12 protein-coding genes and 1 pseudogene are annotated in these 13,014 nt (G+C 59.0%); 6 read left to right on the top strand and 7 right to left on the bottom strand.

Going from position 1 to position 13,014, the window contains the following annotated elements; genetic code table 11:
- Positions 1 to 65: 65 nt before the first annotated feature.
- The gene (locus ACYZT9_RS00155) at positions 66 to 845 is read right to left on the bottom strand and encodes an exodeoxyribonuclease III (protein ID WP_008030595.1); all 780 of its coding nucleotides are present in this window, start codon (positions 843 to 845) and stop codon (positions 66 to 68) included.
- Positions 846 to 927: 82 nt separating this feature from the next.
- Between ACYZT9_RS00155 and pyrE the strand changes: the two genes are divergently transcribed.
- A complete protein-coding gene (gene pyrE, locus ACYZT9_RS00150) occupies positions 928 to 1,572 on the top strand; it encodes an orotate phosphoribosyltransferase (protein WP_150638147.1) in 645 nt (214 codons plus the stop codon).
- A 178-nt stretch (positions 1,573 to 1,750) separates the two neighbouring features.
- Here pyrE and argB read toward each other — a convergent pair whose 3' ends face one another.
- The 4 genes and pseudogenes from argB to coaBC form a co-directional block, all read right to left on the bottom strand.
- Positions 1,751 to 2,656, bottom strand: a complete 906-nt coding sequence (gene argB / locus ACYZT9_RS00145; RefSeq protein ID WP_008007602.1) for an acetylglutamate kinase — start codon at positions 2,654 to 2,656, stop codon at positions 1,751 to 1,753.
- A 25-nt stretch (positions 2,657 to 2,681) separates the two neighbouring features.
- A pseudogene (locus tag ACYZT9_RS00140) lies at positions 2,682 to 4,085 on the bottom strand (phosphomannomutase/phosphoglucomutase); the annotation flags it as partial.
- A 253-nt stretch (positions 4,086 to 4,338) separates the two neighbouring features.
- Positions 4,339 to 4,794 (bottom strand): dUTP diphosphatase, encoded by a 456-nt coding sequence (gene dut, locus ACYZT9_RS00135; protein WP_462008028.1) that lies wholly within the window; start codon positions 4,792 to 4,794, stop codon positions 4,339 to 4,341.
- Positions 4,795 to 4,799: 5 nt separating this feature from the next.
- Complete coding sequence (gene coaBC, locus ACYZT9_RS00130) at positions 4,800 to 6,008, bottom strand: bifunctional phosphopantothenoylcysteine decarboxylase/phosphopantothenate--cysteine ligase CoaBC (protein WP_462008027.1); 1,209 nt, start codon at positions 6,006 to 6,008, stop codon at positions 4,800 to 4,802.
- Between the two features lie 136 nt (positions 6,009 to 6,144).
- On the opposite strand from coaBC, the gene radC reads away from it, so the two are divergent.
- Positions 6,145 to 6,819 (top strand): RadC family protein, encoded by a 675-nt coding sequence (gene radC, locus ACYZT9_RS00125; RefSeq protein ID WP_462008026.1) that lies wholly within the window; start codon positions 6,145 to 6,147, stop codon positions 6,817 to 6,819.
- Between the two features lie 140 nt (positions 6,820 to 6,959).
- Here radC and ACYZT9_RS00120 read toward each other — a convergent pair whose 3' ends face one another.
- Complete coding sequence (locus ACYZT9_RS00120) at positions 6,960 to 8,546, bottom strand: ABC transporter substrate-binding protein (RefSeq protein ID WP_462008025.1); 1,587 nt, start codon at positions 8,544 to 8,546, stop codon at positions 6,960 to 6,962.
- A 447-nt stretch (positions 8,547 to 8,993) separates the two neighbouring features.
- Between ACYZT9_RS00120 and rpmB the strand changes: the two genes are divergently transcribed.
- Both rpmB and rpmG read left to right on the top strand, forming a co-directional pair.
- The gene (gene rpmB, locus ACYZT9_RS00115) at positions 8,994 to 9,227 is read left to right on the top strand and encodes a 50S ribosomal protein L28 (protein WP_007894701.1); all 234 of its coding nucleotides are present in this window, start codon (positions 8,994 to 8,996) and stop codon (positions 9,225 to 9,227) included.
- 11 nt (positions 9,228 to 9,238) lie between these two features.
- Positions 9,239 to 9,394, top strand: a complete 156-nt coding sequence (gene rpmG / locus ACYZT9_RS00110; protein ID WP_007894709.1) for a 50S ribosomal protein L33 — start codon at positions 9,239 to 9,241, stop codon at positions 9,392 to 9,394.
- 182 nt (positions 9,395 to 9,576) lie between these two features.
- Here the strand turns inward: rpmG and ACYZT9_RS00105 are convergent, their stop codons facing one another.
- The gene (locus ACYZT9_RS00105) at positions 9,577 to 9,939 is read right to left on the bottom strand and encodes a cupin domain-containing protein (protein ID WP_462008024.1); all 363 of its coding nucleotides are present in this window, start codon (positions 9,937 to 9,939) and stop codon (positions 9,577 to 9,579) included.
- 248 nt (positions 9,940 to 10,187) lie between these two features.
- On the opposite strand from ACYZT9_RS00105, the gene ACYZT9_RS00100 reads away from it, so the two are divergent.
- Positions 10,188 to 11,681, top strand: a complete 1,494-nt coding sequence (locus ACYZT9_RS00100) for an aldehyde dehydrogenase (RefSeq protein ID WP_462008023.1) — start codon at positions 10,188 to 10,190, stop codon at positions 11,679 to 11,681.
- Between the two features lie 158 nt (positions 11,682 to 11,839).
- A complete protein-coding gene (locus ACYZT9_RS00095; RefSeq protein WP_462008022.1) occupies positions 11,840 to 12,985 on the top strand; it encodes an MFS transporter in 1,146 nt (381 codons plus the stop codon).
- Positions 12,986 to 13,014 lie beyond the last annotated feature (29 nt).

The following is a 13,014-nucleotide window of genomic DNA, read 5'->3' as shown; positions in this document are numbered from 1 at the left end:
AAAATGCCCGTATCTCGCGATAGGGGCATTTTTTTCGGCCAACTGATGCCAGGTTCAGCGAAAACCTAGATAGTCAGCGTCCAGTCGTAGTCCACGATCAGCGGTGCGTGCTGCGAGAACCGTGGCTGACGTGGCAGGCGCGCACTGCGTACGAAGCGACGCAGGCCCGGAGTCAGTATCTGGTAATCGAAGCGCCAGCCCAGGTTAAGCATCTCAGCCTGTTCGTTGTCTGGCCACCAGCTGTACTGATCGCCTTCACGGCTGACTTCGCGCAAGGCATCGACATAACCCATGTTGCCGACAATCTCGTCCATCCACGCACGCTCAGGTGCCAGGAAGCCCGGAGATTGCTGGCTGTCGCGCCAGTTCTTGATATCCAGCTTCTGTTGCGCTACGTACAGCGAGCCACAGTAAATGTACTCGCGACGTTTGCGTCGCTGTTTATCCAGATAACGGGCGAAGTCGTCCATTAGCTTGAACTTCTGGTTCAAGTCTTCATCGCCGTTCTGCCCCGAAGGGAGCAGCAAGGTCGCGATGCTGACCTTGTCGAAATCGGCTTGCAGGTAGCGCCCGTAGCGGTCGGCCGTCTCGAAACCGAGACCGCTGATGACTGCCTTCGGTTGCAACCGCGAATACAAAGCCACGCCACCCTGGGCGGGAACTTCGGCTTCGCAGGCATAAAGGAAGTAGCCATCCAGTTGGAAGGCTGGATCGTCCAGTTCAAAGGCGGAGGCGCGGGTGTCCTGCAGGCAGATGACGTCGGCATTCTGTGCTTGCAGCCAACTGAGCAAACCTCGCTCCACTGCAGCCTGAATACCATTGACGTTCACACTGATGATCCGCATAAATGGCCCCAAAAATCGCGTGCGTGTATGATACACGGCGTCATCCTAATTAGCTAAATCCGTGGTATTTGGGGTTTTTTTCATGCAAGCGTATCAGCGCGATTTCATTCGTTTTGCCATCGATCGCGGCGTTTTGCGCTTCGGTGAGTTCACCCTGAAGTCCGGGCGCACCAGTCCTTACTTCTTCAATGCCGGCCTGTTCAACTCCGGTTCGGCACTTGCGCAACTGGGTCGTTTCTACGCGGCAGCCATCGTCGAGAGCGGTATTTCGTTCGACGTATTGTTTGGCCCGGCGTACAAAGGCATCCCGTTGGCGGCAACCACTGCGGTGGCCCTGGCTGAACATCACAACCGTGATCTGCCATGGTGCTTCAACCGCAAGGAGGCCAAGGCCCACGGCGAAGGCGGCAGCCTGGTCGGTGCGCCATTGACCGGCGATGTGCTGATCATCGACGACGTGATAACTGCTGGCACCGCGATTCGCGAAGTGATGCAGATTATCGCTTCGCAGGACGGCGCCAAGGCGGCGGGCGTGCTGATCGCCTTGAACCGCCAGGAGCGTGGCAATGGCGAGTTGTCGGCGATTCAGGAAGTGGAGCGTGACTTTGGTATTCCGGTGATCAGCATTGTTTCGTTGAACCAGGTGCTGGAATTCCTGGCGGACGATCCGCAGCTCAAGCAGCATCTGCCAGCCGTAGAAGCCTACCGCGCCCAATTCGGCGTCTGACATCGATCCTTGTAGGAGCGAGCTTGCTCGCGAAAAACGTTAACGATAACGCGGGATGTCTGAGAGCCCGCGGTGCTCTGGCGTTCATCGCGAGCAAGCTCGCTCCTACAAGGGATCGTAGGCAAAAAAAGACCCCGCTCAGCCAGGCTGAGCGGGGTCTTTTTGTATGCGCTATCGCTTAGTGACGCTTGCGATTACTGATCAAAGTACCCACACCGGTATCGGTAAAGATCTCCAGCAGAATCGCATTCGGCACTCGGCCGTCGATGATCAACGAGCTGCCCACGCCGCCCTGTACCGCTTCCAGCGCACAGCGGATCTTCGGCAGCATGCCGCCATAGATGGTGCCGTCGGCGATCAGGTCATCGACCTGTTGGGTGGTCAAACCAGTCAGGACCGTCCCCGACTTGTCCATCAGGCCAGCGATGTTGGTCAGTAACATCAGCTTTTCAGCCTTCAGCGCTTCGGCTACTTTTCCGGCCACCAGGTCAGCGTTGATGTTGTATGACTCACCGTTGGCGCCGACGCCGATAGGCGCGATCACTGGAATGAAGTCGCCTTTGACCAGCAGGTTCAGCAAGTCGGTGTTGATCCCGACCACTTCGCCCACCTGGCCGATGTCGATGATTTCCGGTTGAGTCATCTCCGGCGTCTGGCGGGTCACGGTGAGCTTCTTCGCACGAATCAACTCGGCATCTTTACCGGTCAGGCCGATGGCGCTGCCGCCATGGCGGTTGATCAGGTTGACGATGTCTTTGTTGACCTGGCCGCCGAGGACCATTTCCACCACGTCCATGGTCTGCGCGTCAGTGACGCGCATGCCATCGATGAAATGGCTCTCGATCGACAGACGCTTGAGCAGGTCGCCGATTTGCGGGCCGCCGCCATGAACCACCACAGGATTGATCCCGACGGCTTTCATCAACACGATGTCACGGGCGAAGCCGGTTTTCAGCTCCTCGCTTTCCATCGCGTTACCGCCGTATTTGATCACCAGCGTCTTGCCGACATAGCGGCGAATGTAAGGCAGCGCTTCGGACAGGACCTTGGCGGTGTTGGCGGCGGCTTCGCGTTCGAGGGTCATTCAGGGCTCCGGGTGCATCGTTAAATCAGAACGGTAGTTGGAGATCAGGTGCAACACGCTTCAACTGGACATGGAAGACGTCCTTGATGCGCTGCAATTCAGCCTCGTCATCGGCCTCGAAGCGCAGCACCAGCACCGGTGTGGTGTTGGACGCGCGCACCAGACCCCAGCCTTTGGCGTAGTCGACTCGCACGCCGTCAATGGTGGTCAGGTCAGCGCCTTCGCCCCACTTAGCGTCGTGCAGTGCATCAATGATGCTGAATTTGCTCTCTTCGGTCACATGGATATTGATTTCCGGCGTAGAAATATCGTTCGGGAAGGTCGCAAACAGCTCTTCCGCGGTGGATTTCTCTTTGCTCAGGATCTCCAGCAGACGCGCGGCGCTGTAAATGCCGTCGTCGAAACCGAACCAGCGCTCCTTGAAGAAGATATGCCCGCTCATTTCGCCGGCCAACAGCGCGCCGGTTTGTTTCATTTTCTTTTTGATCAACGAGTGACCGGTCTTCCACATGAGTGGACGACCGCCGTATTCCTTTATCAGCGGGGTGAGGCGGCGGGTGCATTTGACGTCGAAGATGATTTCCGCGTCCGGGTTGCGCGCCACTACGTCGCGGGCGAACAGCATCAGCAGGCGGTCCGGATAGACGATGCTGCCGGTGTTGGTCACCACGCCAACGCGGTCACCATCGCCGTCGAAAGCCAGACCGATGTCAGCGTTGGTTTCCTTGACCTTAGCGATCAGGTCCACAAGGTTTTCAGGCTTGCCCGGGTCCGGGTGGTGATTCGGGAAATTGCCATCGACGTCGCAGAACAGCGGGATGACGTCGCAGTTCAGCGCTTCGATCAATTGCGGGGCGATCACGCCAGCTGCGCCGTTGCCGCAGTCGACCACGACTTTGAGGCGGCGGGCCAGCTTGATGTCCTGGACGATTTCGGTGTTGTAGCGATCAAGGATGTCGACCTTGGTAATGCTGCCCTGGCCGCTGCTCAGGTTGTTGGTCTTGAGGCGGTCGTGCAGGGCCTGAATCTGTTCGTTGGCCAACGTATCGCCGGCGATAACGATCTTGAAGCCGTTGTAATTCGACGGGTTGTGACTGCCGGTGAGCATCACCCCGGATTTACCGGCCAGTACGTTGGCGGCGTAATACAACGCAGGCGTTGGCACCAGGCCAACGTCGCTGACGTGGCAACCGGCTTCAGCCAAACCTTTTATCAATTGCTCCACCAGTTCCGGGCCGGACAGGCGACCGTCGCGACCAACGGAAACGTTTGGTTCGTTCTGGGCCAGGCTTTGGGCGCCGATGGCGCGACCGAGCCAGTAAGCGGTTTCAGCGTTCAGGAATTCCGGGACCGTGCCGCGAATGTCGTAGGCGCGGAAAATGCTGTCGGGGAACGCGGGTGCGATTTGGGCTGGGGTGTTCATCAGTGGGAATGCTCCATCTCGAAAGTGGCTGTACCTGTCCGCGAAGAACTCGTCGACTGGCTCAAACTGAAGGGTATGACGGCGTTTTCCGCGGAGAGTTCGTGGTGCGAAAAGGCCATGTCTAACGCTAGCCAGTTTTTGGCCGGCCAGCGCCTTGATTTTCAGTGGTAAACCTTCCAGATGACGTCTGTGCTATTTCATCCTGAAAATGCCGAAAACACGTCAGGCCGGACCGGGCGCCCAGCCTGGAAATCCGGGATCAATGGCTGCCTGAATGCCCGAAACCGCCGGCGCCGCGCTCGGTTTCAACAAATTCTTCAACCACCTCGAAGTGCGCTTGAACGACAGGCACCAGAACCAGTTGAGCCAAACGTTCGCCCACCACGATGTTGAAATCGGCCTGACCACGGTTCCAGCACGACACCATGAGCGGGCCCTGATAATCGGAGTCGATCAAACCGACCAGGTTGCCCAGCACGATGCCGTGCTTATGGCCCAGGCCGGAGCGCGGCAGAATCAGCGCGGCCAGGCCTGGGTCGCCGATGTAGACGGACAGGCCGGTGGGGATCAGCAGGGTTTCACCCGGTTTGATCACGGTGTCTTTTTCCAGCATGGCGCGCAGGTCCAGGCCGGCGGAGCCAGGCGTGGCGTACTGCGGCAGCGGGAATTCAGTACCAATGCGTGGATCGAGGATCTTGGCTTGCAAAGCGTGCATGTAAATTAAACCTGGTTCAGACGTTCGGCGATAAAAGTGATCAGCTGGCGAGCAATCTTGCTCTTGCTGGTCTGGGCGAAAAGTGTGGCGTGCAGCTCACGGTCGATCACGCTGCAGGCGTTTTCTTCGCTGTTGAAGCCAATACTCGGGTTGGCGACGTCGTTGGCGACGATCAGATCGAGGTTCTTGTCTTTCAACTTGCGTGCAGCGTAATCGAGCAGGTGTTCGGTTTCAGCGGCGAAACCGACACTGAACGGACGGTCGGGGCGCGTGGCGATGGTGGCCAGAATGTCCGGGTTACGCACCATCTGTAGCAACAAGCCGTCGCCGTTCGTAGGGTCTTTCTTGAGTTTCTGTGGGGCGACGACTTCCGGGCGGTAGTCCGCGACCGCTGCGGAGGCGATAAACAGGTCGCAGGGGATCGCGGCTTCGCAAGCGGCGAGCATGTCGCGGGCGCTGACCACGTCGATGCGCGTGACGCGATCCGGGGTCGGCAGGTGCACCGGGCCGGTGATCAGCGTCACACGGGCGCCGGCTTCTACCGCGGCTTCGGCCAGGGCAAAGCCCATTTTTCCGGAGCTGTGGTTGGTGATATAGCGCACCGGGTCGATGTTTTCCTGGGTCGGGCCGGCGGTAATAAGTACGTGTTTGCCAGTCAGCGCCTGACGCTGGAAGCAGTCCGCCGCGCATTGGGCGAGATCGGTGGCTTCGAGCATGCGGCCCATACCGACGTCGCCACAGGCCTGGCTACCGGAGGCCGGGCCAAAGACCTTCAGGTGGCGGCTTTCGAGCAGTTGCAGGTTGGCCTGGGTCGCCGGATCGCGCCACATGGCCTGGTTCATCGCCGGGGCAACGGCAACCACGGCGTCGGTGGCCAGTACGAGGGTGGTCAGCAGGTCATTGGCAATGCCTTGGGCCAGACGGGCGATCAGGTCCGCGGTGGCGGGGGCGATCAGCACCAGGTCGGCCCATTTCGCCAGCTCGATATGGCCCATCGCGGCTTCGGCTGCCGGGTCCAGCAGGTCGAGGTGGACCGGGTGCCCGGACAAGGCCTGCATGGTCAGCGGGGTGATGAACTCGCTGCCACCACGGGTCATGACCACGCGCACTTCGGCACCCTGGTCGATCAGGCGGCGAACCAGATCGGCGCTCTTGTAGGCAGCAATGCCGCCGCCGACGCCCAGAACGATGCGTTTCCGATACAGCCGCTGCATAGGTCTGCCTTTCATTTCGTTGATGACTGCGTGGCGATACCCCCTCCCCAGGAGTGAAATCGCTCGCAAAAAAGATGGGCTACGATATCACAGCGACCGCTACGGAACAGCGGCGCCCACAGACCAGGGAGGTGTTATGAGTATTCGGGATTGGCCGGCGGCGGAACGGCCGCGGGAGAAACTATTGGCGCAGGGGGCGGCGAGTCTTTCAGACGCCGAGCTGTTGGCCATTTTTCTACGCACCGGGGTGACCGGCAAAAGCGCGGTGGATCTGGCGCGGCACTTGTTGAGCGAATTTGGCAGCCTCCGTTCGCTACTGGAGGCCGATCAGCAATCATTCAGCAAGCAATTAGGATTGGGGCCCGCGAAATTTGCTCAGTTGCAGGCGGTACTGGAAATGGGCCGGCGACATCTGGCTGAGCGCGCACGCCAGAAACCAGCGCTGGAAAACCCTCAAGCGGTTCGTGATTACCTGAAATCGATGCTCCGGCACGAGCCGCATGAGGTATTTGGCTGCCTGTTTCTGGATTCGAAGCATCAAGTATTGACCTTCGAAGCGCTGTTTCGCGGTTCAATCGACAGCACGAGCGTTCATCCAAGACAGGTGGTCAAGCGCGCCCTTGCTCACAATGCTGCGGCATTGATCCTCTGCCATAACCACCCCTCGGGCAACACCAATCCCAGTCAGGCCGATCGCATGCTGACCAAGCGCCTTCAAGACGCACTGGAGTTGATCGACGTGCGGGTGCTAGACCATTTCATCATCGGCGACGGCGATCCGCTGTCGATGGCGGAGTATGGGTGGATGTGAGGTGGGGACGAATGCGAACCCCCTGTAGGAGCGAGCTTGCTCGCGAAAAACGAACAGGCAACGCGGGGCGACCAGACACGCTGCGTCATCGTTGACGTTCTTCGCGAGCAAGCTCGCTCCTACAGGGTTGTGTGAGACGGTTATTTGAGGTTGACCTTCGAATAGTCCTGACGACCAAACGGGCTGACCGAATACCCCTCGACGTCCTTGCGCATCAGCGCGAACGCAGTCGGGTGCGCCAGCGGCAACCACAGCGCCTGCTGCTGGATCTGCGCCTGAGCCTGTTCATAGAGCTTGGTGCGCACACCTTGCTCGCCGGTGGTTTTGCCGGCGCTGATCTGCTTGTCGAGATCCTGATTGCAGTAGCGGGCGAAGTTGGTACCGGACTTGACCGCCGCGCAGGAAAATTGTGGCGTCAGGAAGTTGTCCGGGTCACCGTTGTCGCCCGCCCAGCCCATGAACAGCAGATCGTGTTCACCGGCCTTGGCGCGACGGATCACTTCGCCCCATTCGATCACGCGAATCTCGGCCTGAATGCCGATTTCCGCCAGGTCCGACTGAAGCATTTGCGCGCCGAGGCTTGGGTTCGGGTTCAGCAGGCTGCCGGAAGGACGGGTCCAAATGGTCGTCTGGAAGCCGTCCTTGAGCCCGGCCTTTGCCATCAATGCCTTGGCCTTTTCGACATCGTGCGGGTAGCCCGGCAAGCCTTTGGCGTAACTCCAGGTGTTAGGCGGATACGGGCCGTTGGCGGGCTCGGCGGTGTCTTCGAAAACGGCTTTGACGTAGCTGGCCTTGTCGAACGCGAGGTTGATTGCCTGACGCACTTCCGGCTTGTCCAGCGGCGGATGCTGGCTGTTGATGGCGACGAACGCGGTCATGAACGCGTCGGTCTTTTCCACTTTCAGGGTCGGTTCTTTCAGCGCGGATTGTACGTCCAGCGGCTTAGGCGACAGGGCAATCTGGCACTCGTTGCGACGCAATTTCTGCAAGCGCACGTTGGCGTCCGGCGTGATGGCGAAGATCAGCGGGTCTACGGAAGGCTTGCCGCGGAAGTAATCCGGGTTGGCTTTGTAGCGGATCGAGGCATCTTTCTGGAAACGCGTGAAGATAAACGGACCGCTGCCGATCGGCTGGCTGTTGAGCTTCTCAGGGGTGCCGGCCTTGATCAGTTTATCCGCGTATTCAGCGGAGTAGATCGAGGCGAAACCCATGCTCAGGGTCGGGAGGAAGGTCGAGTCCGGATGGTCGAGGGTAAAGCGCACGGTCAGCGGGTCAAGCGCGTCGATTTTCTTGATCAGTGCCGGCAACTGCATCGATTGCGCATGCGGGAAGCCGCTCTGCGCCACTTTGTGCCAAGGGTTCGCCGGGTCGAGCATGCGATCGAAGCTGAACTTCACGTCTTCGGCGGTCAGGTCGCGTGTCGGGGTGAAATATTCCGTACGGTGAAATTTCACCTGCGGGTGCAGTTTGAAGATATAGGTCAGGCCGTCGGGGGTGACTTCCCAGCTGTCCGCGAGCCCTGCGACCACTTTGCCGCTGGCCGTGTCGAAATCCACCAAGCGGTTCATCAACACGTCGGCCGAAGCGTTAGTGGTGGTCAACGAATTGTATTGCACGACGTCGAACCCTTCCGGGCTGGCCTCGGTACAGACGCTCAGGGCGGCGGCATGGGCCAACGGGCTCATTAGAAGCGGGGCGAGCAACAGCGATAGGGCAGCGAGGCGCATGGTCGGATTCCTTTACAGATCGAAGGCCCATCTGCAAGTGCAGTCTGGAAAAGGCTTACCCTAGTGGGCTCTTTTGCAAATGACTATCCCCTTTTTCATTTTAAGGGGACTATGTGCGATTGTTTTCGGTGCGTGCTGCCTGAGGAAAACCCTGAACTGGCCGGTTGGCCGATTCTCTGCGACGAGCGGTCGTTATCGACGATAGCCTTTATCCAAGGCGCCCGGAGGCCGAAAAGTGGGATTTTTATCTAGTCTGTGCACACGGAATGTTGTTGCTCTCTAGTCTTTCTGGTATAAAGCAGCGCTCTTTTCTAGGGGCCCGGTTCCTTCACTTGTAGGTGTAGCCGGTAAGACCTCTAAAGAAACGCGGCGCCTGGCGCCAAATGACTGAGAGATTAAGCGGCCAACCCATGCCGGGTTGGGCATGTGGTTTTAGAGGGCTGAGGCATGTCGAGAGTATGTCAAGTTACCGGTAAGGGTCCGGTGACTGGGAATAACATTTCCCACGCAAACAACAAAACCCGTCGTCGTTTCCTGCCGAACCTGCAGCATCACCGCTTCTGGGTTGAAGAAGAGAAACGTTTCGTGCGTCTGCGCGTATCTGCCAAAGGCATGCGTATCATCGACAAGCGTGGCATCACTGTCGTGCTGGCCGAAATCCGCAAAGCTGGCAAGATCTAAGGGAGATAATCATGCGTGAATTGATTCGTTTGATCTCGAGCGCCGGTACTGGTCACTTCTACACTACCGACAAGAACAAGCGCACTACTCCGGACAAAATCGAGATCAAGAAATTTGATCCGGTTGTTCGCAAGCACGTGATCTACAAAGAAGGCAAAATCAAGTAATTGATTTTTCCCTCTTACGAAAAAGGCCCGTATCGCGAGATACGGGCCTTTTTTGTTGCCTAAGGGTTTTGTGTTGGCTGTCAGGGCCTCATCGCGAGCAAGTTCGCTCCCACAGGGATAGGTGGCGAGCACAAAACCTGTGGGAGCGAGCTTGCTCGCGATGGCCCAGACAACACAAATCTTCAGGCCTTCTGTTCAAACGCCACATAGATCTTGCGGCAAGTCTCCAGTACTTCCCAAGTACCCCGGAACCCGGCCGGGATCACGAAGCGATCGCCCGCGCGCACCGTTTTGCTGTTGCCGTCGTTGTCGCGCAGCACTGAAACGCCCTGAACGATTTCGCAGTATTCATGTTCGGTGAAGTTTACTAGCCACTGGCCTACGGCACCTTCCCACACGCCAGCATTCAGCTGGCCACAGGGGCTGTTGTAGTGGTTGTACACCGCCTGCTCGGGGTCACCCTTGAGAACTTTCGCCTGGTCCGGTCTATAGCGCTCGGGCTCGGTAGTGGCCTGGCTGAAGTCGACGATGTTCTGGATGCTCATTGTTGTAATCCCCCGTAATTGCGGCGCGAGTGGCTGGAAAGGTGCTGGAAAGCCCAAAGTCTATGTTTATTAAATTGAACACCGCAAGGCCGTTTGCCGACCTTATGTCAAATATATTGAAACAACCCCGGCCACTGGTTTAGGGTGGCGATTGCCTCGGGCCGAAATGCAGGATGGCCGGGCAGAATTTCTGGGGACGTCCGCGAAGAACGCGGGGCGCTCGTATTCAATAAGAGGAGGACACTCGAATGACCACCCTGACTCGTGCCGATTGGGAACAACGGGCTCGCGATCTGAAGATCGAAGGCCGCGCCTACATCAATGGCGAATACACCGATGCCGTCTCCAGCGAGACCTTCGAGTGCATCAGTCCGGTCGATGGCCGTCTGCTGGGCAAGATTGCCAGCTGTGACGCCGCCGACGCCCAGCGTGCTGTTGAAAACGCCCGCGCCACGTTCAATTCCGGCGTCTGGTCGCGTCTGGCGCCGACCAAACGCAAAGCCACCATGATTCGTTTCGCCAGCCTGCTGAAACAGCACGCCGAAGAGTTGGCGCTGCTTGAGACCCTGGACATGGGCAAGCCGATCAGCGATTCCTTATACATCGACGTTCCAGGCGCGGCCCAAGCCCTGAGCTGGAGCGGTGAAGCCATCGACAAGATCTACGATGAAGTGGCCGCGACGCCCCATGATCAACTGGGTCTGGTAACCCGCGAGCCAGTCGGCGTTGTTGGCGCCATCGTGCCGTGGAACTTCCCGCTGATGATGGCCTGCTGGAAGCTTGGCCCGGCGTTGTCCACGGGTAACTCGGTGATCCTCAAGCCCTCCGAAAAATCGCCGCTGACCGCTATCCGCATCGCTGCGCTGGCTGTCGAAGCCGGCATTCCGAAAGGCGTGCTGAACGTACTGCCAGGTTACGGTCACACCGTCGGCAAGGCGCTGGCCCTGCACAACGATGTCGACACCCTGGTGTTCACCGGTTCGACCAAGATCGCCAAGCAACTGCTGATCTACTCCGGCGAGTCGAACATGAAGCGTGTCTGGCTCGAGGCCGGCGGCAAAAGCCCGAACATCGTGTTTGCCGATGCACCGGACCTGCAAGCCGCCGCTGAAGCCGCTGCCGGCGCCATCGCCTTCAACCAGGGCGAGGTCTGCACCGCCGGTTCGCGTCTGCTGGTCGAGCGTTCGATCAAGGACACATTCCTGCCGCTGGTGATCGAGGCCCTGAAAACCTGGAAGCCGGGCAACCCGCTGGACCCGGCGACCAACGTCGGCGCGCTGGTGGACACACAGCAGATGAACACCGTGCTGTCCTACATCGAATCCGGTCACGCCGACGGCGCCAAACTGGTCGCTGGCGGCAAGCGCACGCTTCAGGAAACCGGCGGGACCTACGTTGAGCCAACGATTTTCGACGGCGTCAGCAACGCGATGAAAATCGCTCAGGAAGAAATCTTTGGCCCAGTATTGTCGGTCATCGCTTTCGACACTGCCGAAGAAGCCATCGCGATTGCCAACGACACCCCGTACGGCCTCGCCGCAGCGGTATGGACCAAGGACATTTCGAAGGCTCACCTGACCGCCCGGGCGTTGCGTGCCGGTAGCGTTTGGGTCAATCAGTACGATGGCGGCGACATGACCGCACCGTTCGGTGGCTTCAAGCAGTCGGGCAACGGTCGCGACAAGTCGCTGCATGCGTTCGACAAGTACACCGAGCTGAAGGCGACCTGGATCAAGTTGTAATCACACAACGCAGATCCCCTGTGGGAGCGGGCTTGCTCGCGAAGGCGCCGTAACAGTCAACGATGATGTTGGATGTGATGGCCTCTTCGCGAGCAAGCCCGCTCCCACATTTGTTTTGTATTGTCGGTAAAAAATAGCAATCCACAGGAGCGTGGAACATGCGTTGGGCGACTTATTTCGCCGTGTTGGCATCCGTCTTGAGTGTTGGCTTGGCCTTGGGCGTCAGCATGCCGCTGGTGTCGTTTCGCCTGGAAGGTTGGGGTTACGGCTCGTTCGCCATTGGCGTAATGGCGGCGATGCCAGCGATTGGCGTATTGCTGGGGGCGAAGATCTCCAGCCATCTGGCGGCGAAACTCGGCACGGCCAATTTGATGCGTCTGTGTCTGTGGGCCGGTGCGGTGTCCATCGGTTTGCTGGCGCTGTTGCCGAGCTATCCGGTGTGGCTGGTTTTGCGCCTGATGATCGGGGTGATCCTGACCCTCGTCTTCATCCTCGGCGAAAGCTGGATCAACCAGCTAGTGGTCGAACAATGGCGCGGCCGACTGGTGGCGCTGTATGGCAGCAGTTACGCGCTGAGTCAGTTGGCGGGGCCGTTGCTGCTGGGGTTTCTGGGTACCGAACGCGATGACGGATTCTGGGTCGGCGTCGGTTTGCTCATTCTGGCGCCGTTACTGTTGCTGGGCCGCAGCGGCGCACCGACCAGCGAAGCCTGCAGCGTGACCTTCAGCGACTTGTGGGGCTTCTGCCGAGGTTTGCCGGCGATAGCCTGGGCGGTGTCGCTGTTCGCGGCGTTCGAAGCAATGATCCTGACGTTACTGCCGGTCTATTGCTTGCGTCAGGGTTTCACGACTGAGATAGCCTTGGCGATGGTCAGTACCGTGGTGGTCGGTGATGCCTTGCTGCAACTGCCGATTGGCGCGCTGGCGGATCGTCTGTCGCGACGCACGCTGTTCACCGGCTGTGCGGTGGTGCTACTGGTCTCGAGCCTGGCGATCCCGTTGCTCATCGACACGTTGCTGATCTGGCCATTGTGGGTGCTGTTTGGTGCCAGTGCCGGGGGATTGTTTACCTTGTCACTGATTCTGATCGGCGAACGTTATCGCGACGATGCGTTGGTGCGAGCCAATGCGCACATTGCGCAACTGTGGGGCATTGGTTGCCTGGTCGGACCGTTGGCGGCTGGCGCCGGTAGCCAGTGGATCAGCGGGCACGCGTTGCCATTGTTGATGGCGGCAGGGGCGTTGGGGTTGGTGATTCTGCTGTCGCGCCAAGGCGCGTTCGGCACGTTGGCCGAGCCTGCTTGACGCCGAATCGCCAAAACAGCCACGAGCCC

Source organism: Pseudomonas sp. ZT5P21, assembly GCF_054897785.1.
The sequence above is the reverse complement of the archived record's forward strand: the minus strand, read 5'-3'. Positions and strand labels throughout refer to the sequence as shown.

Coding starts and splice junctions, on each gene's coding strand:
- radC (WP_462008026.1), top strand. CDS start 6,145: ATGAGTATTCGGGATTGGCCGGCGGCGGAACGGCCGCGGGAGAAACTA.
- ACYZT9_RS00155 (WP_008030595.1), bottom strand. CDS start 845: ATGCGGATCATCAGTGTGAACGTCAATGGTATTCAGGCTGCAGTGGAG.
- rpmB (WP_007894701.1), top strand. CDS start 8,994: ATGTCGAGAGTATGTCAAGTTACCGGTAAGGGTCCGGTGACTGGGAAT.
- ACYZT9_RS00105 (WP_462008024.1), bottom strand. CDS start 9,939: ATGAGCATCCAGAACATCGTCGACTTCAGCCAGGCCACTACCGAGCCC.
- coaBC (WP_462008027.1), bottom strand. CDS start 6,008: ATGCAGCGGCTGTATCGGAAACGCATCGTTCTGGGCGTCGGCGGCGGC.
- argB (WP_008007602.1), bottom strand. CDS start 2,656: ATGACCCTCGAACGCGAAGCCGCCGCCAACACCGCCAAGGTCCTGTCC.
- pyrE (WP_150638147.1), top strand. CDS start 928: ATGCAAGCGTATCAGCGCGATTTCATTCGTTTTGCCATCGATCGCGGC.
- dut (WP_462008028.1), bottom strand. CDS start 4,794: ATGCACGCTTTGCAAGCCAAGATCCTCGATCCACGCATTGGTACTGAA.
- rpmG (WP_007894709.1), top strand. CDS start 9,239: ATGCGTGAATTGATTCGTTTGATCTCGAGCGCCGGTACTGGTCACTTC.
- ACYZT9_RS00095 (WP_462008022.1), top strand. CDS start 11,840: ATGCGTTGGGCGACTTATTTCGCCGTGTTGGCATCCGTCTTGAGTGTT.
- ACYZT9_RS00120 (WP_462008025.1), bottom strand. CDS start 8,546: ATGCGCCTCGCTGCCCTATCGCTGTTGCTCGCCCCGCTTCTAATGAGC.
- ACYZT9_RS00100 (WP_462008023.1), top strand. CDS start 10,188: ATGACCACCCTGACTCGTGCCGATTGGGAACAACGGGCTCGCGATCTG.